We start from the raw sequence: 21,374 nt of genomic DNA, 5'->3' as shown, positions 1-21,374 counted from the left end.
TCAGCGGGCTTGGGTGTTGAGAGGAAGGTCCTGCGACGGCCAGCCGCCGCCGAGGGCCTTGAAGGCCTGAACCGCCCGGCGCTGGGACTGCACCTGGGCGTTGGTCAGCTGGGCGCGGGTGGCGCGCCAGGTCTGTTCGGCGGCGAGCGCCGTCTGCAGATCGGTGAGACCGGCGTCATAGCCGATCCGGGAGGATCGATAGGCGCGCTCGGCCCGGACTTCGCCATCGGTCAGCAGGTCCACCCGACGCCGATCGGCCGACAGCCGGACTAGGGCGCTTTCGGCCTCCGCATAGGCGGTCTGCACCACCTTTTCATAGGCGATCACCGCCTGTTCGGTGCGGGCGTCCTGGGCGCGCAGGTCCAGCAGGAGCTGGGGAATGTTGAGCACCGGCTGGGTGACATTGGCCCCGATGCTCCAGTTCTGAGTCGTGGCCTCATAGCCCGGCTGAACCGTGCGCGAGATGCCAAGCCCCGGCGTCAGGGTAAAGGTCGGGAAGAAGGCGAGCTGGGCCACCGCCAGGCGGCCCGCGGCCGAACGCACCCGGGCCTCGGCCTCGCGAACATCGGGTCGCCGGGCCAGGAGTTCGCCGGGCATGGCGGCGGGAACCGGCGGCGGAAGGCCGGTCAGGGGTGGGGTGGACACGCCGGCCAGGGGGGCCGTCCCGCGGCCGACCAGGACGAGGAGGGTCCGCTGCTGGGCCTGAAGTTCGGCCTCGAGGTTCTCCACCTGGCTCCTGGCCTGGGCGAGTTCGCCGGCCACGCGGTCGGAGTCCGAGCGGGCGGCGATGCCGATGTCGACCCGCTGCTGGGCCAGATCATAGAGGGACTGCTGGACGCGGGCGCTTTCGCGGGCGTCCTCAAGCTGGATGGCCAGGCCGCGCGCCTGGAAATAGGCGTCGGCGACATTGGCCGCCAGGCTGGCGCGGGCGCCTTCATAGGCGAAGCGGGCCGCAGCCGTGTCGCCTTGCGCGGCGCGGCGCACGGCGAAGAAGCGGCCGAACAGGTCCAGCTCCCAGCTGACATTGAACGCGCCCTGGTAGCTTTCGCTGGTCCCGGAGGTGGACAGGCCCGGAACGCTGATCTCCTGGCCGTCGATCTGCTCGGTCTCGGTCTGGCGGGCTGACCCGGTCAGCTGGCCCTGCGGCAGGAAGGTGGTCAGCGCGCTGGTCGCCGTCAGCCGGGCTTCGCGCAGGCGCGCCGCCGCACTCTGGGCGTCCGGACTGAGCGTCAGGGCCTCATCGATCAGGGCGGTGAGCTCGGGATCGCCGAAGGACAGCCACCAGGCGTCCAACGCCCCGGCGGACGCCGCGTTGGCGTCCAGGGTCGGATAGGCCTCGGGCAGGTCGATCTCGGCGTCCCGGGCGGTCGCACAGGCGCCTAGGAGGAGGAGAGCGGAAAGGGCGAGCGAAGACGTCAGACGCATGGCAGTCCTGGTAGGCCTCGGCCGCGAATCGGAAATCATCATATCGCCCCAGGGGGTAACGCGGCCTAAACAGCAGCGCTTCCCAAACCACAGGTTCGCGACCCGGGAATTGCAGCTTCGATACAAACCGCTGGCCAGCCGTCACACAGGTAACATCCCCGGTGGCATGGCGCCTGCGCCGCAGCTAGGCTCCGCCCTAAACCACAACCCTGCGCAGAGTCTCAATGAAAACGATCCTTTTTGCGGCGGTCGCCTCAGTGGGCCTGATCGTCGCGCCCGCCCTGGGGGCTCCCTCCATTTCTGGCGAGCGGATCGGCCAGCACGTCGAGGTCCTGGCCTCGGACGCCTTTGAAGGCCGCGCGCCGGCCACCCCGGCCGAGGTCAAGACCATCGCCTATATGGTCGAGCAGCTGAAGGCCGCCGGCCTGAGCCCGGCCGGCGATCTGAAGAACGGCCAGCGCCTCTGGACCCAGGACGTGCCCCTGGCGCGGTTCGAGATCGACGGGCCCGCGGAGGCGACCATCCTCGCCCCGGGGGCGGCGATCACCCTGCGCCAGGGCGAGGAGATCGCCATTCGCGCCGCGGCCAACGGCGCTGGGCGCGTCGATATCGACAACGCCCCCATCGTCTTCGCCGGCTACGGCGTCGTGGCGCCGGAGCGCGACTGGGACGACTTCAAGGACATGGAGGTCAAGGGCAAGGTGGTCGTGGTCCTGGTCAACGACCCCGACTATGAGGCCGGCGAGGGCGACTTCGGCGGCAAGGCCATGACCTATTACGGCCGCTGGACCTACAAGTACGAAGAGGCCGCCCGCCAGGGGGCGCTCGGCCTGCTGGTGGTCCACGAGTCCGAGCCGGCCTCCTATGGCTGGGCGACGGTCAAGAACTCCAACACCAATGAGATCTTCGACATCATCCGCGCCGAGCCCGCCAAGGCCCATGTCCCAGTCGAGGGCTGGATTCAGCGGGAGGCGGCCGTGCACCTGATGGCCCGGGCCGGGCTCGACTTCGAGGTTCTCAAGGCCGAGGCCCAGACCCGGGACTTCCAGCCGCGCCTGCTGGAGGGCCTGACCTTTTCCACCGCCTTCGACGTCGATGTGCGCCAGATCATCAGCCAGAACGTCGTCGCCGAGGTGGCCGGTTCCAAACGGCCGAACGAGCGCATTCTCTATACGTCCCACTGGGATCATCTGGGGGTCGGCGCCCCCGACGCGGCCGGCGACACCATCTATAACGGCGCCGTGGACAACGCCGCGGGCATCGGCGCGGTGATGGAGATCGCCCGGGCCTTCGCCGCAGGGCCGACGCCGGAGCGCAGCGTCGGCTTCCTGCTGGTGACGGCGGAGGAAAAGGGCCTGCTGGGGTCGGAATACTACGCCGCCAACCCGCTCTATCCCCTGGAAACCACCGTGGCCGTGCTGAACCTGGACGCCCCGTCCCCGGCCGGTCCGGCCAGGGACTTCTCGGCGGCGGGCGACGCGGCCTCGGACCTGCAGGACCTGCTGATCGCCAAGGGCGAGGCCCAGGGGCGGACCTTCAAGCCCGACCCCCGCCCCGAGGCCGGCAGCTTCTTCCGCTCCGACCACTTCCCCTTTGTACGCGCCGGCGTGCCGTCGATCTCGTTCCGCTCCGGCCAGGACCTGGTCGAGGGCGGTCTTGCGGCCGGTCAGGCCTGGTCGCGGGACTATACCTCGGCCAAGTATCACCAGCCGGCCGACGCGTATGGCCCCGACTGGAACCTTGCAGGCATGGCCCAGGACGCCGACATGCTGTTCCAGCTCGGTCTCGACCTGGCCAATTCCAGCGATTGGCCGGCCTCGAAGGCGGGCTCGGAGTTCAAGGCCGCCCGCGACGCCACGGCGGCGGCCCGCCGATAGAGGACGACGACCGATGACGGGACGGGTGCGCGCAGGAATCGGTGGCTGGACCTTCGAGCCCTGGCGGGGGGTCTTCTATCCCCAGGGTCTGCGGCAGGCCGATGAGCTGGCCTATGCCAGCGGGCGCCTGCCGGTCATCGAGATCAACTCGACCTATTATTCGAGCCAGAAGCCGGAGAGCTTCGCCAAGTGGGCGGCCGCCACCCCTGAGGGATTCATCTTCACCCTCAAGGCTTCCCGCTTCTGCACCAACCGCAAGGTGCTGAAGGCGGCCGGCGAGTCGGTGGAGAAGTTCCTGAACCAGGGGATCGCCGAGCTGGGTGACCGGCTGGGGCCGATCCTGTGGCAGTTCATGGCCACCAAGCGGTTCGACGCCGACGACTTCGAGGGTTTTCTGGACCTGTTGCCGCCGACCCTGGCGGGCCTGCCCCTGCGCCATGCGGTCGAGGTAAGGCACGCAAGCTTCGCCGATCCGGCCTTCCTGGCCCTGTGCCGGGCGCGCAATGTGGCGGTCTGCCTGACCGAGCACGCGGAATTCCCGATGATCGCCGATCCGGTGGCCGACTTCGTCTATGCCCGGCTGATGGCGGGGTCCGACGAGATCGAGACCGGCTACGCGCCTAAGGCCCTGGATCAGTGGGCGGATCGTCTGCAGGCCTATGCCGCCGGAGGCGTTCCCGACGACCTGCCGATGCTGGAGGCCGCGCCCAAGGCCAAGGCCAAGGCCCGCGAGGTGTTCGCCTTCTTCATCAGCGAAGGCAAGGTGCGCGCCCCGGCCGCCGCCCAGGCCCTGATGACCCGGCTGAAGGCCTGACCGCCCAAGAAAAAACGCCCCCGCGCGGAGCGCAGGAGCGTTTGATCGTAAAGAATACGAAACTGTCTGGCTTAGCTGCCAGGGAACCGCATCGGGACCTTAACCTGGCCCGTCTTCGACCCCATGGGCAGGACTTCGGCGACGCAGAGCGCGGCCTTGTCGAAACCCTTGCCTGCAGCGCTGTCCTGCAGAACCTTGCAGTCCGACAGCTTGCCGCTGTCGGCGCTGCATTCCAGCATGACGGTCGCCGCTTCACGCGTATTGGCGTGCTTTGACAGACAACGAGCCATGCTTTCTTCAAACGAAGCCGCCACAGAGGCGTTCGCCAGAACGAGGCTCACGAAGAAGCCCCCACCGATTGCGATGATCTTTTTCACCTACCCACTCCTTCTAGACCGGAAGTGGGAGCACCATCAGGGATTCAGGTTAAAATTGTCTAATCCACGCAAGAAAACGATAGTAAATAATCGTAAACCATAATCATCGCGGTCCGCGGTCCCCGCCTGCACTTGCGCCGTCTCTATATAGGCGATTGGCAAGGCGAGCAGATGAAGGAACGCAACCCTCGGTGAGGAAGCGTTAGCAACCTAGCGTTCATCATGGCGCCGTCCGATGGCGATCGGGCGTGTCAGGGGATGGAACGACAATGCGTTTTCGGCTGGTGGACTTACCGTTGATCGTGAAGATCGGCTTCGCGCCGGCCTTTGCGCTGCTCATGCTCGCCGCGGTGGCGGGCGGGACCATCTACATGCAGCAGGCCCAGACCAGGGCCCTGCAGCAGGTGGTTCACACAGACATGCCCAACAGCCTGCGGATCCAGCGGATCTCAGAGCGGATCAATGCGGTTCACGGGCAGCTCTACTTTCTCCTGACCAAACAGGCCGCGGCGCTTGAGGTCGAGACCATTGAGGCCCAGGCCCAGGAGATGCTGGCCGAGGTGAACGCCATCGCCGCCGACGCGGCCACGGCCAAGGCGGCCGCGCCGACCAGCCAGCATGCGGCCTTCGACACCCTGATCCAGGACCTGAAAGAGACCCACGACGCCCTGGACATTATCGTGGCCATGCTCTCGGTGGACTTCACCACCGCCGCCAGCTTCGCGGCGCCCTTTGAAGAACAATATTCGGAGATGACCGCCAATCTGGGCGCCATCGTCGCCCAGACCCAGGCCGCCACCGACGCCCGGGCCGCCGCCAGCGAGGCCGGCGCCACCCTGGCCCGCAATGTCACCATGGCGGTCGTTCTGGTCACCCTGCTGGCGGCCGGCGCCCTGGCGCTGATGTCGGTGCTGACCATGCGCCGGGCCGTCCAGCGTATCGCCGGCGCCACCGAGCGCCTGTCGCGCGGCGACAATGAGGTCAATCTCGACGCCCTGGCCCGCAAGGACGAGCTGGGCGCCATTGTCCGCTCCCTGACGGTCTTCCGCGACAACCAGCTGCAGATGGAACAGCTGCGCGCCGATCAGGAAGCCAGCCGCCACACCGCTGAAGAGACCCGCCGCCAGAGCGCCGAGGCGGCTGCGGCCGTGGCCGAGGAACAGGCCCGCGTGGTCGGCGAACTGGCCCAGGCCCTGTCGCATCTGGCCGACGGCGACCTCACCTACCGCCTGGAGACCGATTTCCCCGGCGAGTATCAAAAGCTCCGGGACGATTTCAACGCCGCGGTGGCCAAGCTGGAAGACGTCATGGGCGCCATCGCCTCCACCACCGGGGCGATCACCTCGGGCGCGACTGAAATCTCGTCCGGCGCCGACGACCTGTCGCGGCGCACCGAGCACCAGGCCGCCACCCTGGAGGAGACGGCCGCGGCCCTCGACGAGATCACGGCCACCGTCCAGAAGACCTCCAGCAGCGCAGACCAGGGCCGGGAAGCCGTCACCTCGGCCCGGGCCGATGCGGAGCGTTCGGGCGACATCGTCCGTCGCGCCGTGGCCGCCATGGGTCAGATCGAGCAGTCCTCGACCCAGATCAGTCAGATCATCGGGGTGATCGACGAAATCGCCTTCCAGACCAATCTGCTGGCCCTGAACGCCGGGGTCGAGGCCGCCCGGGCCGGCGACGCCGGCCGCGGCTTCGCCGTGGTCGCCTCCGAGGTCCGGGCGCTCGCCCAGCGCTCGGCCGAGGCCGCCAAGGAGATCAAGGCCCTGATCAGCGCCTCGACAGAACAGGTGGCCCAAGGGGTCGGCCTGGTGGGCGAGACCGGCAAGGCCCTGGAGCGCATCGTCACCCAGGTCGCCGAGATCAACGGGCTGGTCAGCGAGATCGCCGCCTCGGCCAAGGAAGAGGCGCTCGGCCTCGCCCAGGTCAATACGGCGGTCAACGAGATGGACCATGTGACCCAGCAGAACGCCGCCATGGTCGAGGAATCCACCGCCGCCAGCCGTGTGCTGGCCGATGAGTCCCGCGAACTCGCCAAGCTGGTGGGCCGGTTCAGGGTCTCTGCAGGCCAGCCCGCCGCCAGCCGTCCCGCCGCCTCGGCCCCGCGGCCGGCGTCCAGGACGGCCTCAGCGCCCCGCCCCGCGACCCGAGGGGCCACCGCCCTGGCCCTGGCGCCGGCCGGCCAGGAAGAGGGGTGGGAGGAGTTCTGAAGGCCTTCCCCCGCCCAATTGAGATGATCGAAGCGCGCGGACCTCCGCGCGCTTCTTTCGTTTGCGCCCAAGAGACCGCCGCCTACGCCGGGACTTGACCGACGGGGCGTCACAGGTCCGCACTGGCGAAAACAGCGGAGGACGCCCCATGGCCCAGTTTTCGATGGACGACCTGATGTTTCGCCCCGGTCTCATGGCCGGCGAGCGGATCCTGATCACCGGCGGGGGCACGGGCCTGGGCAAGGTGATGGCCGAGGCCTGCCTGATGCTGGGCGCCGAGGTCTATATCTGCGGTCGCCGGGGCGGCGTGGTGGAGGCGACGGCGGACGAACTGATGGCGGCCCATGGGGGCAAGTGCGTGGGGCTGGCCTGCGACATCCGCGTGCCCGACGCCATTGAGGCCATGCTGGACGCCATCTGGGCCGACGGCGGCGCCCTGACCGGCCTGGTGAACAACGCCGCCGGCAACTTCATCAGCCGCACAGAGGACCTCTCGCCCCGAGGCTTCGACGCCATCTCCAACATCGTCTTCCGGGGCGCCTTCTTCGTCACCCAAGGCTGCGGCAAGCGCTGGATCGCCGAGGGTCGCAAGGCCTCGGTGGTCTCCATCCTGGTCACCTGGATCTGGAACGGCGGCCCCTACACGGTGCCGTCGGCCATGTCGAAGGCGGGCATCGCGGCCATGAGCCAGTCGCTGGCGGTCGAATGGGGCGCCTACGGCATCCGCTTCAACAACATCGCCCCTGGCCCCTTCCCCACCGAAGGCATGAGCGCGCGGCTCAATCCCGGCCAGGGCGAGGAGACCGGCGGCGCCTATGGGGATATGAGCAGCAATCCCATGGGCCGGGTCGGCGACATGCGCGAGCTGGCCAATCTGGCAGTCTATCTGCTGCATCCCCTGTCGGCCTATGTGAACGGCCAGACCATCGCCATCGACGGCGCCGCCTGGCAGGCGACCGGCGGCAACTTCTCGCGCCTTCGCAGTTGGGGCGACGACGAGTGGCAGGCCGCCCGCCAGGCGATCCAGTCCACCAACGAAAAGGACCGCGCCCAGCGCACGGTCTGACCTCAAGCCACGCGTCCGCCGAAACGTGGTTAATCGGGCCTTAACGGCTGGGCGCCAGGGTGAGCCCATGCGTCTCGTCCTCGCCCTTCTGCTGGTCGCGCTCACAGGCCTGCCGGCGCTCGCCCAGACCGACGGACGCCTGGACCTGTCGCGGCCCGGCGCCGGCGCCCTGGGTCTGCGCGGAGCCAGCGCCTTGGCCCCGACGTCCCCACAGGCGGCGGACGCCGCCGAGGACGAAATCTCAGCGCCCAGCCCTGCGGGGCTGAACCTGCGGCCGCTGGCGGGACCGGCGCTGATGTCGTTACCCCCGCCGCCGGACCCCCAGGCCTGCCGGCTGGCCTGCGCCCAGACCTATTACTTCTGTCTGGCCGATAGCGCGTCGGACGAGTGCCCCCAGGCCTGGGGGCAGTGCCGACTGGGCTGTGGCCCTGGCGCCGGCGGCGCTCCCGCCGCCTGACCCAGGCTGACCGGCTGGCGCCCAAGCGGGCGGCGAAGACACTTCATGCACGGCTGAAAGACGGGATCCGGACGATTGGGGCGCGCAGATCGGTGGCGCTTGTCCAGACCAGGCCCTAGAATGACGCCCGTCAGCTTTGCGTACGGAGTCCCATGTCCCAGCTCGCCCTTCTCCCAGCCGGAAAGCGCGCCAAGACCAAGGTCCAGAACCGGACCGCCATATTGGACGCCGCGCGCGAGGTGTTCGGGGAGATCGGCTACGAGCCGTGCACGGTCCGCGACATCATCCGCCGCACCGGCCTCGCCGCCGGCACCTTCTACAATTACTTCAAGTCGAAGGAGGAGGTGTTCGCCGCCCTGGCGGATGACGGCGCCCGGCGCTTCGGCCCGATCCTGAAAGCCCTGCGCAGCCAGAACGAAGACTTCGAGAGCTTTCTGCGCGCCGCCCTGAGGGCCTATTTCCGATTCCTCGCCGATGAACACCAGAACTGGGCCGCCCGGCGGCCGGCCGAGGAGCACCTGCACGTCCAGGGCCAGACGCCGGAGATGGAAGCGGTGTTCAGCGAGGTGCGCGCCGCCATCCTGGACGCCATCGCCCGCGGCGGGGTCCCGGCCGCCGACGCCGACTATCTGGCCGCCGCCTGCATCGCCATCGCCCGCGAGGTGGGCGACCAGATGCTGAACCGTCGCCCCGTGGACGTGGACGGCGCCACGGCGTTTTCCACCGCCCTCATCCTCTCGGGCCTCAAGGGGCTGCCCCAGGCCCAGGCTGAGTCTGCGGGGTCCAGCTGATGCGGGCCCTGGTCGTCGAGGCCCTGGCCGCCGACTATGGCGGCTGCGTCCTGAAGGAGATCGAAACCCCTGTCCCGGGGCCCGGCGAGGTGCGGGTGCGGGTGCGGGCCGCGGCGGTGAACTTCCCCGACCTGCTGCAGACCCGCGGCGAGTACCAGCACAAGCCCGCCCTGCCCTTCATCCCTGGCCTGGAGATCGCCGGAGAGGTCGAGGCCCTGGGGGACGGCGTCGAGGACTTCCAGATCGGCGAGGCCGTCGTCGGGGGCGCGCGCATCGGCGGCTTTTCCGAGTTCGCCGTGACGCCGGCCAAGGGTCTGCGCCGCAAGCCTGAGCGCCTCTCCTTCAGCCAGGCGGCCGGCTACGCCACCGCCTATCTCACCGCCTATGTGTCCCTGGTGCGCCGCGCCCGGGCCGAACCCGGGGAGTGGGTGCTGGTGCACGGGGCGGCCGGCGGGGTTGGCCTGGCGGCGGTGGATCTCGCCCGCCACCTGGGGTGCAAGGTCATCGCCGCCTCGGCCTCGGACGAGAAGCTGGCCATTGTCAGCCAAGCCTATGGTCCTGAGGCCACGGTCAATGTCACCGGCGGCTTCCGCGAGGCGGTCAAGGCGATCACCGGCGGCAGGGGCGCCGACATCATCTATGATCCCGTGGGCGGCGACGTGTTCGATGAGAGCGTGCGCTGCATCGCCTTTGACGGCCGGCTGCTGTCCATCGGCTTCACCTCGGGCCGGCTGCCCGTGCTGCCGGTCAATCTGGCCCTGATCAAGGGCTTCTCCCTGATGGGCGTGCGGGCCGGCGAATATGGCCGCCAGTTCCTGCAGAAGGGCCGCGAGAACCAGGCCGCGATCTGGGCCCTGGCGGAGGCTGGCCTGGTCACCCCGCGGGTCCATGCCGAATATCCCCTGGCCGACTGGCGCGCCGCCTTCGACAGCCTGGCCCTGCGCCAGGTGGTCGGCAAGGCCGTCATCCGCCCCGATCTCTGACGCAAATCCCCGAAGAAAGACCCCGCCATGACCATCACCAGCCAGGAAGACCTGGAAAAGCTCAGGGTCGTCGGCCGGCTGGTCGCCCAGACCCTGGAGGCCATGGGCAAGGCCCTGGAGCCCGGCATGACCACCGCAGAGCTCGACGCCATCGGTCGGGGCCTGCTGGAGGCTCAGGGCGCGCGGCCGGCGCCTGAGCTCACCTACGGCTTCCCCGGCGCCACCTGCATCTCGGTGGGGCCTGATGTGGCCCATGGGATCCCGAGCGACCAGAAGGTCGCCGCCGGGGACCTGGTGAACATCGACGTCTCGGCCGAGCTGGACGGCTATTTCGGCGACACCGGCGCCAGCTTCGCCGTGCCGCCGGTCTCCCGCAAGGTCGAGCGCCTGTGCCGCGACGGCCGGCGGGCCATGTGGAGCGGCATCCGGGCGGTGCGTCCCGGCGCGCCGCTGAACGCCATCGGCCGCAGCATCGAGGGCTTCGCCCGTCAGAACGGCTACAGCCTGATCCGCAACCTCGCCAGCCACGGGGTCGGCCGGTCCCTGCATGAAGAGCCCGAGAGCATCCCCACCTGGTATGAGCCGGGGGACCGTCGCCAGATCACCGAGGGCCTGGTCTTCACCATCGAGCCCTTCCTGGCCCTGAGCGAGGACTGGGTGGACGAGCTGGACGACGGCTGGACATTGCGGCCCACCGGCGGCGGTCCGGCGGTGCAGTACGAGCACACCCTGGTGGCGACCCGCAACGGGCCGATCATCATGACCCTGGCCAATTGAGGGACTTTCGGCCTTTTCCACAGCGGAGCGGTTGACGGGGCCAGGTGGTTGGCGTATCTCCGCGCCTCGTTTTTCTGAGCTGGAGCCAACAACGTGAAGCGGACATATCAGCCGTCGCGACTCGTGCGTAAGCGCCGTCACGGCTACCGCGCGCGCATGGCCACCAAGAATGGCCAAAAGGTCATTCAGCGCCGCCGCGCCAAGGGCCGCAAGCGTCTGAGCGCCTAAGGGCGGTCGCTGAGCGGTAGAATTGAGGTGTCGGCGTGACCGACGCCCCTATCAAGATCGAGCGCCTGCGTAAGCGTCCAGACTTTCTGGCCGCCGCGCGGGCGTTTTCGTGCGCCCGGGGCGCCGTGGTCGTCCAGGCCCGCGACCGGGCCGACGACACAAGCCTGGTCCGGGTGGGTTTCACCGCCACCCGCAAGGTGGGCGGCGCCGTGGTCCGCAACCGCGCCAAGCGCCGCATGCGGGCCGCCGCCCATGAGGTTTTGCCCGGTCTGGCGCGCCCCGGATTCGACTATGTTCTCATCGCCAGGAGCGGCGCGCCGGCCCGGGCCTGGCCGCGTTTGCTTGACGATGTGAAAAGCGCGCTGATAAGCCTCGCGACCGAAAGCGACCGGCAGGCGCGTCCGTCTGCGACCGCAACCCCTCCTCCCGCCTGAGCGCGCTGACCTCCATGCAAAATGACAATACCCGCAACACGATCCTGTTCGTGGTCAGCGCCATCATCGTGCTGGTGGTCTACCAGTTCCTGGTGATCGAGCCGGCGGCCAGACGCCAGCAGGCCGAAGTCGCCCGAGCCGCAGCCGAAGCCCCTGTGGCGCCCGGCACCAATCCGGTGGGCCGCGACCCCAACCTGCCCTCGAGTCCGGCCCAGTTGGCCGACCGCGCCGCCGTCGTGGCGCGCACCGCCCGGGTTCCGGTGGCGACGCCCTCGCTGACCGGCTCCATCGCCCTGCGCGGCGCGCGGATCGATGACCTGTTCCTCAACAACTACAAGGTCAGCGTCGACCCCAACGCCGAGGCCGTCGAACTGCTCCGCCCCGAGGGCGCCGAATATGCCTGGTTCGCCGAGTTCGGCTGGACCGGCGCCAATCTCACCGGCCTGCCGACCCCCGACACCCGCTGGACCCTGGTGGCGGGCGATCGCCTGGCGCCTGACTCTCCCGTCACCCTTCGTCACACCACCGGCCAGGGCCTGACCTTCACCCGCCAGATCTCGGTGGACGACCGCTACATGTTCACCGTGACCGACACGGTGGCCAATACCGGCCAGGGCTCGGTGACACTGGCCCCCTATGGCTCGGTGCAGCGCCAGGGCGTGCCCGCCGACCTGGGCAAGAACCAGATCGTGCACGAGGGCGCGGTGGGTTGGCTGGGCGAAGAGCTGCGCCTGGTGAAGTACAACAAGTGGGCCAAGGACGGCGGCCCCGAGGTCACCTCCCAGGGCGGCTGGCTCGGCATTACCGACAAGTACTGGCTGGCGGCCCTGATCCCCGACCAGGACGAGACCCTGAAGGGCGAGTTCCGGGTCACCCGCGCCGGCCCGGTGGAGATCTTCGAGGCCAACTATGTGGGCCAGCCCCGGACCATCGCGTCAGGCCGCCAGATCACCGAGACCACCCGCTTCTTCGCCGGCGCCAAGACCGTGCCGGTGCTCAAGGCCTATGAGACCGACCTGAACATCCCCCGGCTGGACGCCGCCGTCGACTGGGGCAACTTCTGGTTCCTGACCCGGCCGCTCTTCAGCTTCCTGCACTTCATCTATCAGCACATCGGCAATGTGGGCCTCGCCATCCTGGCGCTCACCGTGGTGGTCAAGCTGGTCTTCTTCCCGCTGGCCAACAAGAGCTACGAGTCGCTGACCAAGATGAAGAAGGTGCAGCCCCAGATCGAAGAGCTGCGCAAGAAGTACAAGGACGACCCGGCCAAGCAGCAGCAGGAGCTTCTCGGCCTCTACAAGACCGAGAAGATCAATCCCCTGACCGGCTGCCTGCCCATGCTGGTGCAGATCCCGGTGTTCTACGCCCTGTACAAGGTGCTGACCGTCACCATCGAGATGCGGCACGCCCCCTTCTATGGCTGGATCCAGGATCTCTCATCGCGGGACCCGACGACCATCTTCAACCTGTTCGGCGCCATCCCGTGGGATCCGGGCGCTGTCCCGCTGATCGGCGGCTTCCTGAACGGCCCGCTGCACCTGGGCGTCCTGCCGCTGCTCTACGGCTTCACCATGTGGCTGACCACGGCCATGAACCCGCCGGCCACCGACCCGATCCAGCAACGCATCTTCCAGCTGATGCCGATCATGTTCACCTTCATCATGGCGCCGTTCGCCGCGGGCCTGCTGATCTACTGGATCTGGAACAACATCCTGACCATCGCCCAGCAGTACATCATCATGCGGAAGTTCCAGGTCGATAACCCGATCGACAGCCTGATCAACCGCTTCAAGGGCAAGAAGGCCGTCACTTGAGCGCGCCTGACGAACTCTTCGACGAAGCCGCCCTGGAGGCCGCCCGCATCCTCTTCGCCCGCAAGGCGGAGTTCATGATGGGGGCCGTCGCCATGGACGGGCTGCCGGCCCCGGACCTGCCGGAAGTGGCCTTCGCCGGCCGCTCCAATGTGGGCAAGTCCTCGCTCATCAACGCACTGGTGGGACACAAGCACCTGGCGCGGGCCTCCAATTCGCCCGGTCGGACCCGCGAGGTGAACTTCTTCGTGCTGGACGAGCGCCTGCGCCTGGTGGACCTGCCGGGCTATGGCTTCGCCCGGGCCTCGCGCACCGAGGTCAAGAAGTTCCAGAACCTGGGGCGGGACTATCTGCGCGGCCGTCCGAACCTGAAGCGCGCCTATATGCTGATCGACGCCCGCCACGGCCTCAATGAGGTGGACGGCGATCCCATGGACGCCTTCGACCGGGCCGCCGTCTCCTATCAGATCGTCCTGACCAAGGCCGACAAGCTGCGCCCCGCCGCGGTGGAGGAGGTCCGCCTCCGCACCGAGGCGGCCATCGCCAAGCGCCCGGCCGCCTTCCCCCGGGTGATCGCCACCTCGGCGGAGACCGCCGCCGGCCTGGCCGAACTGCGGGCCGAAATCGCCGCCGCCTGCGAGATCACCGAGGTCTAGACACACGATCGCCGGCGTCAAAGCGGCGGGCGGCGGGTGACACAGAAGCCGCTGTCGGCTATCGGGGCCGTCCAAGTCCTGGGAGCCGCCGCGCCGTGACCGACACCTCCGAAGAAGAAGGCTGGGCGACGGCCCGCACCCTGGCCGAGGCCCTGCCCTTCATCCAGCACTACGACCGCGAAACCGTGGTCATCAAGTATGGCGGCCACGCCATGGGCGAAGAGTCCGTGGCCAAGCTGTTCGCCGCTGACGCCGTCCTGCTGAAGATGCTCGGCGTCCACCCGGTGGTGGTCCATGGGGGCGGGCCGCAGATCTCCCGCATGCTGGACAAGGCCGGCGTAAAGTCGAGCTTCGTCGACGGCCTGCGGGTGACCGATGCGGCCACCATGGAGGTCGCCGAGATGGTGCTGTCGGGCGCCATCAACAAGGAGATCGCCAACTGGATCACCCTGGCCGGCGCCGAGGCCGATGTCCGGGGCGTGGGCCTGTCGGGCAAGGACGCCCGGCTGATCACGGTGGAAAAGGCTGTCCGCACCCGCAAGGACCCCGACAGCCAGATCGAACAGGCCGTGGACCTGGGCTTTGTGGGCGAACCCACCAAGATCGATCCCAAGCTGATCGAGGCCCTGATCTATGCGGACGAGGACTATGTGCCGGTCATCGCCCCGATCGGCGTCTCCAAGGCCGGCGAGACCTATAATATCAACGCCGACACCGTGGCCGGCGCGCTCGCCGGCGCCCTGCGCGCCAAGCGCATGCTGTTGCTCACCGACGTCAAGGGGGTGCTGGACGCCGACGGCCAGCTGATCCGCGAGATGAACCTCGCCCAGGCCCGCGAGGCCATCGCCTCCGGCGTCGCCACCGGCGGCATGATCCCCAAGCTGGAGACGGCGATCAACGCGGTGGAATCCGGCGTGCAGGCCGTGGTCATCCTCGACGGCCGTCGCCCGCACGCCATGCTGGTGGAGCTGTTCTCCGAACACGGCGCCGGGACCCTGATCTCGGCATGAGCGCCGACCTCGTCCACGTCGACACCTGGCTGTTCGACCTCGACAACACCCTCTATCCGGCCGAGTCCGGCTTCATGGGCCAGATCGAGACGCGGATGACGCAGTTCGTGGTCAAGGTCACCGGCCTGCCAACGGACCAGGCCTATGCGCTCCAGAAGCGCTACCTGGTCGAGCACGGCCTGACGCTTCGAGGCATGATGGAGCATCACGGGGTGGATCCCGCCGATTTCCACGCCCTGTTCCATGACCTTTCCCTGGAAGCCCTGGCCCACGACGCCGATCTGCTGGCGGCGCTGGAGCGCCTGCCTGGCCGTCGACTGATCTTCACCAACGCCGACGCCTTCCATGCCGAGCGGGTGCTGAACCATCTGGGCCTCCACCACCTGTTCGACGACGTCTTCCACATCGACTCCTTCGGCTTTCGGCCCAAGCCCGACCCGGCCGCCTTCCAGGCCATGCTGGACGTTCATGGCCTGGAGCCCGCGGCGACGGCCTTCTTCGAGGACTCCGAGCGCAACTTGGCGCCGGCCGCCGATCTTGGCATGACCACCGTGCTGGTGGGCGCCCATGCGGGCGCCTCGGCCGCCCCCTTCGTTCAACATCGCACCGAAACGCTGGCGCCGTTCCTGGCGACCGCACGCCTCAGGGAGACCCGCTGATGACCGCGCTCACCTTCGATGACCTCAAGACCGAGATCGAAGCCGCCTGGGAGGCCCGCGACGGGATCTCGACGGCCACCAAGGGCCCGGTCCGCACGGCGGTGGACGAGACCCTGCGGCTGCTGGACGAAGGCCGCCTGCGGGTGGCCGAGCGGGCCGACGACGGCCAGTGGGAGGTCCGCCAGTGGGCCAAGCAGGCGATCCTGCTGTCCTTCCGCCTGAACCCCAACAGCGTCATGCACGCCGGCGCGCCGGGCCCCTACTGGGACAAGGTCCCCACCAAGTTCGACGGCTGGGACGCCCCCCAGTTCCAGGAGGCCGGCTTCCGCGCCGTGCCGGGCGCCGTGGTCCGTCGCGGCTCCTACATCGGCAAGAACGTCGTCCTGATGCCATCCTTCGTGAACATCGGCGCCTATGTGGGCGACGGGACGATGGTCGACACCTGGGCCACGGTCGGCTCCTGCGCCCAGATCGGCAAGGGCGTGCATATTTCCGGCGGCGCCGGCATCGGGGGGGTGCTGGAGCCCCTGCAGGCCAATCCGACCATCGTCGAGGACGGCTGCTTCATCGGCGCCCGCTCCGAAGTGGCCGAGGGGGTCATCGTCCGTGAAGGCGCGGTGCTGTCCATGGGGGTGTTCATCACCGCCTCGACCAAGATCGTCGACCGCAAGACCGGCCAGACCTATCGCGGCGAAGTGCCGGCCTATTCGGTCGTGGTGCCGGGCTCGCTGCCCGATCCGCACGGCGTCGGGCCGTCTCTCTATTGTGCGGTGATCGTCAAGACCGTGGACGCCCAGACTCGGTCGAAGACCAGCGTCAACGAACTGCTCCGCGACTGAAAAAACCCATACGGGCCGCCCCCTTACGCGTCAGCGGGCGCCTGCCAACTGCGCGATGCGCTTAACCGTGCGTCACCCGCTCATTTTGAGCGCGGGGGTTGTTTCCCGTTATGGGCGAGTAGACTAGGCTGATCTCAGGAGCGGGGGCGGTTCTATTCTTGGTTAACAAAGTCTTCCCCCTCAGCTGACCCATTGGCCCGAATAGAATTGGTCCCCGCTTCGCCTAACTATTGACAGGTTTTCGTTGTTTTTTGCGACGGGGCCCATATCCGGAGCGGTGGTTATGTTTTCATTAACATCGAATTCTCAATCGCTTTCCCTAAGGGATGCGGCGGATGAGACGATGGGCGTGCCCGCTGAGGCGCGCTGCTGGAGCGAACCCAGTCCAGGCTATCTGGACCAGGATGCGCAGCGCTTCTTCTACCGGTGGGGTGGTCAGCTTTCGGCGGCCCTGATTCGGATTCGGAGCCGCTTTGACGGCGATCTGGACCAGTACGTCCTCTATCTGACCTTCCTGCTGTCGGAACTGGCCGAGTCGATCAACGGAGAGGCGGGCGTCGCCCGGACGCCCCGGGGGCTGAATGCGCTCAGCCTGTCGGAGATCACCGGCATTCCCCGCGAGAGCGCCCGTCGCAAGCTGCTCATCCTGGCGGCCAACGGATACCTCAATCGCGACGCCGACGGCCTCTTCACCCTGGGCGACCGCTACGGCCTCGACGCCTTCTTCACCGAATTGAAGCCGCTCTTCTGGGACGCCGTCCGCACGCCGCGCTAATCCTCGCACCGCGCTAAGAGGTTGAGAGGCTGAGCCCCCACTCAGCCGACCTCGTCCATCCAACGCCAGAGGCTGCGGATCGCCAGCGCCCGCAGGGCCGCGTCTTCTGACTCCAGGGCCGGCAGTCCGGCATGGGTCAGGCAGTCATTGAGCGTCAGCGGCTCGCGGGCCGAGACCTCCAGGCCGATCCGCCGCGCCGTCTGCTGGAACCGCCGCCAGGCGCACTCGACACCGGCTGCAGACCGCACCGCGCCATAGGGCAGAAGCCCGCCTTGCAGAACCCGCTGATAGGCCACCAGAGTGGCCCCGCCGCAGAGCCGCGCGGCGATGTGATCGAACGCCTCGGCGTCCAGCGGCTCCATGGCCAGATCCTCGGCCCGGGTTCCGAACATGATCGCCGCCGGCGCCTGCGACCGAACAAAGGCGCTCATGACCACGTTTCCGCGATCGTCGGCAAAGGCGTATTGCAGAACATGGTCCCGCCCCTGCACGCCCAGCGAACGCACCACAAAGTAAAGATGGTCACTGGTTGAAGCGTCGATGCGGCGACGACGTTGGCCAAACGTCGCTTTCTCCGGCGGTCGATAGTGAGGATCAGCCGATCGCAAGGCCAAACCCATTCGGGATTTGCATGGCTTCGCGTGATGTCGCCCAAATATCTCGACCAGGTTCATCTCATGTCTCCGATTACTTGGACATTTGAGCACCTAACCATTCCGACGGGAATGCGGATGGTCCCTACACTGAGATGATTACTGGCGATTAATCATCTCATCCTGGGCGCGGCCTATTGCAGTCTGGGGGACCGGCCATTGCTCATCGCTGGGCCTGCGGCTACCTGCATGGGCATGACCCGCCTCGACGCCGTCCGCCTCACCCAGGATCTCATCCGCCGCCCCTCCGTCACCCCGGCCGACGCCGGGGCCATGGACGTGCTGCAAAGCCAGCTCGAAACGCTCGGCTTCGCCTGCCGCCGGATGCGGTTCGGCGAGATCGAGAACCTCTATGCCCGCTGGGGAACAGCGCGCCCCAATCTCTGCTTCGCCGGCCACACCGACGTGGTGCCGGTGGGCGACGCCGGCGCCTGGAGCCGCGACGCCTTCGCCGCAGAGATCGTCGACGACATCCTGATCGGCCGCGGCGCGGTGGACATGAAGAGCGCGTTGGCCGCCTTCGCCGCAGCCGCCTCAGCTGCGCTCTCCCGCGGCGAGGTCAGTGGCTCGCTTTCCTTCCTGATCACCGGGGATGAGGAAGGCGTCGCCCTGGACGGCACAAAGAAGGTGGTCGAGGCCCTGATGGCCGAGGGCGAGGCGGTCGATCATTGCGTGGTCGGCGAGCCCACCAGCGCCGAGACCTTCGGCGACATGATCAAGATCGGCCGCCGGGGCTCCATCAACGCCGAGATCGTCGTGGAGGGCCGGCAGGGCCACGTGGCCTATCCGCACCGGGCGGCCAATCCGGCGCCGGTGCTGGTGCGCATCCTGGCGGCGCTGGACGCCCATGTGCTGGACGAGGGCTATAGCGGCTTCCAGCCCTCGAACCTCGAGATCACCACCATCGATATCGGCAACGCCGCCACCACTGTCATCCCGGCGATCGCCCGGGCGCGGATCAACATCCGCTTCAACCCGGCCCACACCGGCGCCGGCCTCGCCGCCTGGATTGAAGGCGTGGCGCAGGATCAGGCGCAGGACTTCGACGGGACCGTGCGCGTCACGCCGGCCATCAGCGGCGAGGCCTTCCTGACCCCGCCCGGCGACTTCACCGACGTGGTCGCCGCCGCCGTCCGCGACGTGGCCGGACGCGACCCGGAACTGTCGACCACCGGCGGCACCTCGGACGCCCGCTTTATCCGCGCCCTCTGCCCGGTGGTGGAGCTCGGCCTGGTGGGCAAGACCATGCATGCGGTGGACGAGCGGGCGCCGGTGTCCGAAATCTACGACCTGCAGGCGGTCTATGAGCGTCTGATCGCCCGCTATTTCGCGCGGTTCGGCGGCTAATGCGTCCCTCGCGCCGAAGGCGCAGAGTAGGCATCCACCACGAAGGGCACGAAGTTCACGAAGAGCCGTTGCGTCCTTCGTGCTCTTTGTGAGCCTGGTGGTTCAATCTTCCGGCGCTGACGCGCCATACTTCACACCGACCAGATAGAGGCCGGTGGCGGGCGCCACGGGACCGCAGGCGCGGCGATCGCGGGCGGCCAGGGCCTTGGCCACGCCAGCGGCGCTCCAGCGCCCCAGCCCGACCTCGGCCAGGGTGCCGGTCATCGAGCGGACCTGCCGGTGGAGGAATGAACGCGAGGCGAACTCCAGGATCACCTCCTCGCCCTCGCGACGCACGCTGGCCACGTCCAGGGTCTTCATCGGAGACTTGGCCTGGCACTGCAGGTCGCGGAAGGTGGTGAAGTCGTGATGGCCCACCAGGGCCTGGGCGGCGGCATGCATGGCGTCGGCGTCCAGGGGCTTCTTCACATGCCAGACCCGGCCCCAGTCCAGGGCCGGCGGCGCCGTGCGATTGAGGATCCGATAGATGTAGCGCCGCTCGGTCGCCGAGAAGCGGGCGTGCCAGCGGGGATCCTCCACCAGTTCGGCCGACAGGATGGCGATGGGCTGGGGCACGAGATGGGCGTTCAGCGCATCGCGGACCACCTCGGCCTTCCAGGCCTTGTCCAGGTCCACATGCACCACCTGGCCGGTGGCGTGGACGCCGGTGTCGGTGCGCCCCGCCGCCTGCAGCCGCAGATCCTGGCCGCAGAACCCCTTGACCGCCGCCTCGATGGCGCCCTGCACCGAGGCCAGCCCCGCCTGGGCCTGGAAGCCCCGATAGGGCCGGCCATCATACTCGACAGTAAGTTTGTAGCGGGGCATCAACTGAGCTTCGTTCCGGCCGGCAGGGGAAAGCCCCGCAGGAAGACCTCGGCCTCCTGCGGACCGCGCCCCTCCCGCTGCAGGCGCAGGAGCCGCACGGCGCCCTCGCCGCAGGCCACCAGCAGATCGTCGTCCAGCACCTCGCCGGGTTCGCCCGTCCCATCCTCGCGGACGCAGGCCAGGACCTTGACCCGCACAGGCCCCTTCTCGCCGGGCGCCTCGAACCAGGCGCCGGGAAAGGGCGAGAGGCCACGGATCTGGCCATCGGTGCGGGCGGCCGGACGCGTCCAGTCGATGCGGGCGGTCTTGGGGCGGATCTTCCTGGCGTAGGTGACGCCGTCGGCGGCTTGCGGGACCTCTTCAGCGACCCCGGCCTCGATCTTCGGCAGGGTTTCGGCGAGCAGCTCGGCGCCCAGCTCGGCCAGCCGGTCATGGATGTCGCCGGCGGTGTCCCGGGGGCCGATGCGCGCCGTGGCGGTGGCCAGCACCGGCCCCTCGTCCAGGCCCTCGGTCATCCGCATCACCTGAACGCCGGTGATCTCGTCGCCGGCCATCACCGCCCGCTGGATGGGCGCCGCGCCCCGCCAGCGGGGTAAGAGCGAGCCGTGCAGGTTGAAGGCGCCGAGCCGGGGCGCCTCCAGCACCTCGCGGGTCAGGATCTGGCCGTAGGCGACCACGCAGGCCGCATCGAGATCCAGGGCGCGGAAGGCCTCGATCTCGGCCGGGTCGCGCATGGAGGCCGGCGTGCGCACGGGCAGGCCATGCTCCAGGGCGAAGGCGTGAACCGGCGAGGGCTTGAGCGTCTGGCCTCGCCCCCGGGGCGCCGGCGGCTGGGAATAGACACAGGCGATGTCGTGGCCGGCCGCCACAAGGCGGGCCAGGGCGACGACGGCGAAGTCAGGGGTACCGAGAAAGGCCAGGCGCATGGACGCCATTTACCCTGCCCCGTAGGGTGCGCAAAGCCGGGGGGAACTGGCCGACAAGCTTGACCGTTCTCCGAGGGCTTCAGGAGAAGAGGAGGCCATCATGCGTACGACCCTGACCACCATCACCTTCGCCGCCGCCGCCCTGGCGCTCGCCGCCTGCTCGCAGGCCGAACAGAATGAAGCCGAGGCCGATGCCGCCGAGGTCGCCGCCGAGGCCCGCCAGGCGGCGTCCGAAGCCGCCGATGTGGCCAAGGAGGCCGCGTCCGACGCCGTGGCCATGGCCGAGGAGGCCGCCCACGAGGCCGGCCAGGCCCTGGAAGCGGCAGGCGACGAGATCAGCGAAGCCGCCGACGACGCGACGAACTGAGATCAGGCTCAGACATGACGAAGGGCGG

23 protein-coding genes are annotated in these 21,374 nt (G+C 68.5%); 18 read left to right on the top strand and 5 right to left on the bottom strand.

Features of this window, described 5'->3' with window-relative positions; all coding sequences use genetic code 11:
* Entirely contained in the window at positions 1-1,425 is a 1,425-nt protein-coding gene (locus Q7S93_RS16725) for an efflux transporter outer membrane subunit (RefSeq protein ID WP_304715325.1), read from the bottom strand.
* A 224-nt stretch (positions 1,426-1,649) separates the two neighbouring features.
* On the opposite strand from Q7S93_RS16725, the gene Q7S93_RS16720 reads away from it, so the two are divergent.
* Positions 1,650-3,302, top strand: a complete 1,653-nt coding sequence (locus tag Q7S93_RS16720; protein ID WP_304715322.1) for a M28 family peptidase — start codon at positions 1,650-1,652, stop codon at positions 3,300-3,302.
* Between the two features lie 13 nt (positions 3,303-3,315).
* Entirely contained in the window at positions 3,316-4,116 is an 801-nt protein-coding gene (locus Q7S93_RS16715) for a DUF72 domain-containing protein (RefSeq protein ID WP_304715320.1), read from the top strand.
* A 71-nt stretch (positions 4,117-4,187) separates the two neighbouring features.
* Here the strand turns inward: Q7S93_RS16715 and Q7S93_RS16710 are convergent, their stop codons facing one another.
* Positions 4,188-4,493, bottom strand: coding sequence for a hypothetical protein (locus tag Q7S93_RS16710; protein ID WP_370652194.1), 306 nt, complete (start codon positions 4,491-4,493; stop codon positions 4,188-4,190).
* 269 nt (positions 4,494-4,762) lie between these two features.
* Between Q7S93_RS16710 and Q7S93_RS16705 the strand changes: the two genes are divergently transcribed.
* The 14 genes from Q7S93_RS16705 to Q7S93_RS16640 all read left to right on the top strand — a co-directional run bounded on the left by Q7S93_RS16705 (position 4,763) and on the right by Q7S93_RS16640 (position 17,189).
* A complete protein-coding gene (locus Q7S93_RS16705) occupies positions 4,763-6,703 on the top strand; it encodes a methyl-accepting chemotaxis protein (RefSeq protein WP_304715317.1) in 1,941 nt (646 codons plus the stop codon).
* A gap of 148 nt (positions 6,704-6,851) precedes the next feature.
* Positions 6,852-7,769 (top strand): SDR family oxidoreductase, encoded by a 918-nt coding sequence (locus tag Q7S93_RS16700; protein WP_304715314.1) that lies wholly within the window; start codon positions 6,852-6,854, stop codon positions 7,767-7,769.
* Between the two features lie 67 nt (positions 7,770-7,836).
* Positions 7,837-8,226, top strand: a complete 390-nt coding sequence (locus Q7S93_RS16695) for a hypothetical protein (protein ID WP_304715309.1) — start codon at positions 7,837-7,839, stop codon at positions 8,224-8,226.
* Between the two features lie 152 nt (positions 8,227-8,378).
* Positions 8,379-9,017 carry a TetR/AcrR family transcriptional regulator gene (locus Q7S93_RS16690; protein ID WP_304715306.1) on the top strand — a complete coding sequence of 213 codons (639 nt, stop codon included), beginning with the start codon at positions 8,379-8,381 and terminating at the stop codon, positions 9,015-9,017.
* Positions 9,017-10,000, top strand: a complete 984-nt coding sequence (locus tag Q7S93_RS16685; protein ID WP_304715304.1) for an NADPH:quinone oxidoreductase family protein — start codon at positions 9,017-9,019, stop codon at positions 9,998-10,000. Before Q7S93_RS16690 ends, Q7S93_RS16685 begins: the two co-directional genes overlap by 1 nt.
* Positions 10,001-10,027: 27 nt before the next feature.
* Entirely contained in the window at positions 10,028-10,777 is a 750-nt protein-coding gene (gene map / locus Q7S93_RS16680) for a type I methionyl aminopeptidase (RefSeq protein ID WP_304715302.1), read from the top strand.
* Between the two features lie 93 nt (positions 10,778-10,870).
* Entirely contained in the window at positions 10,871-11,005 is a 135-nt protein-coding gene (gene rpmH, locus Q7S93_RS16675; RefSeq protein WP_293317463.1) for a 50S ribosomal protein L34, read from the top strand.
* 35 nt (positions 11,006-11,040) lie between these two features.
* Positions 11,041-11,439: a ribonuclease P protein component gene (gene rnpA / locus Q7S93_RS16670; protein ID WP_304715293.1), complete on the top strand. Its 399-nt coding sequence runs from the start codon at positions 11,041-11,043 to the stop codon at positions 11,437-11,439.
* Between the two features lie 14 nt (positions 11,440-11,453).
* Positions 11,454-13,253 carry a membrane protein insertase YidC gene (yidC, locus tag Q7S93_RS16665; protein WP_304715291.1) on the top strand — a complete coding sequence of 600 codons (1,800 nt, stop codon included), beginning with the start codon at positions 11,454-11,456 and terminating at the stop codon, positions 13,251-13,253.
* Positions 13,250-13,906, top strand: a complete 657-nt coding sequence (gene yihA / locus Q7S93_RS16660) for a ribosome biogenesis GTP-binding protein YihA/YsxC (protein ID WP_304715289.1) — start codon at positions 13,250-13,252, stop codon at positions 13,904-13,906. Before yidC ends, yihA begins: the two co-directional genes overlap by 4 nt.
* A gap of 95 nt (positions 13,907-14,001) precedes the next feature.
* A complete protein-coding gene (gene argB, locus Q7S93_RS16655) occupies positions 14,002-14,916 on the top strand; it encodes an acetylglutamate kinase (protein WP_304715287.1) in 915 nt (304 codons plus the stop codon).
* On the top strand, positions 14,913-15,575 hold the full coding sequence (locus tag Q7S93_RS16650) for a pyrimidine 5'-nucleotidase (RefSeq protein WP_304715286.1): 663 nt from the start codon (positions 14,913-14,915) through the stop codon (positions 15,573-15,575). Before argB ends, Q7S93_RS16650 begins: the two co-directional genes overlap by 4 nt.
* Positions 15,575-16,414, top strand: a complete 840-nt coding sequence (gene dapD, locus Q7S93_RS16645; RefSeq protein WP_304715285.1) for a 2,3,4,5-tetrahydropyridine-2,6-dicarboxylate N-succinyltransferase — start codon at positions 15,575-15,577, stop codon at positions 16,412-16,414. Before Q7S93_RS16650 ends, dapD begins: the two co-directional genes overlap by 1 nt.
* 343 nt (positions 16,415-16,757) lie before the next feature.
* Positions 16,758-17,189: a hypothetical protein gene (locus Q7S93_RS16640; protein ID WP_304715284.1), complete on the top strand. Its 432-nt coding sequence runs from the start codon at positions 16,758-16,760 to the stop codon at positions 17,187-17,189.
* Positions 17,190-17,230: 41 nt separating this feature from the next.
* Here Q7S93_RS16640 and Q7S93_RS16635 read toward each other — a convergent pair whose 3' ends face one another.
* Positions 17,231-17,863: a hypothetical protein gene (locus Q7S93_RS16635; protein WP_304715283.1), complete on the bottom strand. Its 633-nt coding sequence runs from the start codon at positions 17,861-17,863 to the stop codon at positions 17,231-17,233.
* Between the two features lie 168 nt (positions 17,864-18,031).
* Here Q7S93_RS16635 and dapE point away from each other — a divergent pair, with 168 nt between their 5' ends.
* Entirely contained in the window at positions 18,032-19,189 is a 1,158-nt protein-coding gene (dapE, locus tag Q7S93_RS16630; protein ID WP_304715282.1) for a succinyl-diaminopimelate desuccinylase, read from the top strand.
* 102 nt (positions 19,190-19,291) lie between these two features.
* Here the strand turns inward: dapE and truA are convergent, their stop codons facing one another.
* Both truA and fmt read right to left on the bottom strand, forming a co-directional pair.
* Positions 19,292-20,053, bottom strand: coding sequence for a tRNA pseudouridine(38-40) synthase TruA (truA, locus tag Q7S93_RS16625; RefSeq protein ID WP_304715280.1), 762 nt, complete (start codon positions 20,051-20,053; stop codon positions 19,292-19,294).
* Entirely contained in the window at positions 20,053-20,979 is a 927-nt protein-coding gene (fmt, locus tag Q7S93_RS16620) for a methionyl-tRNA formyltransferase (protein ID WP_304715354.1), read from the bottom strand. The genes truA and fmt overlap by 1 nt, the downstream gene beginning before the upstream one ends.
* Before the next feature lie 100 nt (positions 20,980-21,079).
* Here fmt and Q7S93_RS16615 point away from each other — a divergent pair, with 100 nt between their 5' ends.
* Positions 21,080-21,346, top strand: a complete 267-nt coding sequence (locus tag Q7S93_RS16615) for a hypothetical protein (RefSeq protein WP_304715271.1) — start codon at positions 21,080-21,082, stop codon at positions 21,344-21,346.
* The last annotated feature ends 28 nt before the right edge of the window (positions 21,347-21,374 follow it).

This window comes from Phenylobacterium sp., from assembly GCF_030646615.1.
GTDB lineage: Bacteria > Pseudomonadota > Alphaproteobacteria > Caulobacterales > Caulobacteraceae > Phenylobacterium.
The sequence above is the reverse complement of the archived record's forward strand: the minus strand, read 5'-3'. Positions and strand labels throughout refer to the sequence as shown.

Excerpts from the sequence above, each read along its gene's own strand:
- Q7S93_RS16725 (WP_304715325.1), bottom strand. The coding sequence starts at position 1,425 with ATGCGTCTGACGTCTTCGCTCGCCCTTTCCGCTCTCCTCCTCCTAGGC.
- Q7S93_RS16720 (WP_304715322.1), top strand. The coding sequence starts at position 1,650 with ATGAAAACGATCCTTTTTGCGGCGGTCGCCTCAGTGGGCCTGATCGTC.
- Q7S93_RS16715 (WP_304715320.1), top strand. The coding sequence starts at position 3,316 with ATGACGGGACGGGTGCGCGCAGGAATCGGTGGCTGGACCTTCGAGCCC.
- Q7S93_RS16705 (WP_304715317.1), top strand. The coding sequence starts at position 4,763 with ATGCGTTTTCGGCTGGTGGACTTACCGTTGATCGTGAAGATCGGCTTC.
- Q7S93_RS16700 (WP_304715314.1), top strand. The coding sequence starts at position 6,852 with ATGGCCCAGTTTTCGATGGACGACCTGATGTTTCGCCCCGGTCTCATG.
- Q7S93_RS16695 (WP_304715309.1), top strand. The coding sequence starts at position 7,837 with ATGCGTCTCGTCCTCGCCCTTCTGCTGGTCGCGCTCACAGGCCTGCCG.
- Q7S93_RS16690 (WP_304715306.1), top strand. The coding sequence starts at position 8,379 with ATGTCCCAGCTCGCCCTTCTCCCAGCCGGAAAGCGCGCCAAGACCAAG.
- Q7S93_RS16685 (WP_304715304.1), top strand. The coding sequence starts at position 9,017 with ATGCGGGCCCTGGTCGTCGAGGCCCTGGCCGCCGACTATGGCGGCTGC.
- map (WP_304715302.1), top strand. The coding sequence starts at position 10,028 with ATGACCATCACCAGCCAGGAAGACCTGGAAAAGCTCAGGGTCGTCGGC.
- yidC (WP_304715291.1), top strand. The coding sequence starts at position 11,454 with ATGCAAAATGACAATACCCGCAACACGATCCTGTTCGTGGTCAGCGCC.
- Q7S93_RS16650 (WP_304715286.1), top strand. The coding sequence starts at position 14,913 with ATGAGCGCCGACCTCGTCCACGTCGACACCTGGCTGTTCGACCTCGAC.
- dapD (WP_304715285.1), top strand. The coding sequence starts at position 15,575 with ATGACCGCGCTCACCTTCGATGACCTCAAGACCGAGATCGAAGCCGCC.
- Q7S93_RS16640 (WP_304715284.1), top strand. The coding sequence starts at position 16,758 with ATGGGCGTGCCCGCTGAGGCGCGCTGCTGGAGCGAACCCAGTCCAGGC.
- Q7S93_RS16635 (WP_304715283.1), bottom strand. The coding sequence starts at position 17,863 with ATGAACCTGGTCGAGATATTTGGGCGACATCACGCGAAGCCATGCAAA.
- dapE (WP_304715282.1), top strand. The coding sequence starts at position 18,032 with ATGGGCATGACCCGCCTCGACGCCGTCCGCCTCACCCAGGATCTCATC.
- truA (WP_304715280.1), bottom strand. The coding sequence starts at position 20,053 with ATGCCCCGCTACAAACTTACTGTCGAGTATGATGGCCGGCCCTATCGG.
- fmt (WP_304715354.1), bottom strand. The coding sequence starts at position 20,979 with ATGCGCCTGGCCTTTCTCGGTACCCCTGACTTCGCCGTCGTCGCCCTG.
- Q7S93_RS16615 (WP_304715271.1), top strand. The coding sequence starts at position 21,080 with ATGCGTACGACCCTGACCACCATCACCTTCGCCGCCGCCGCCCTGGCG.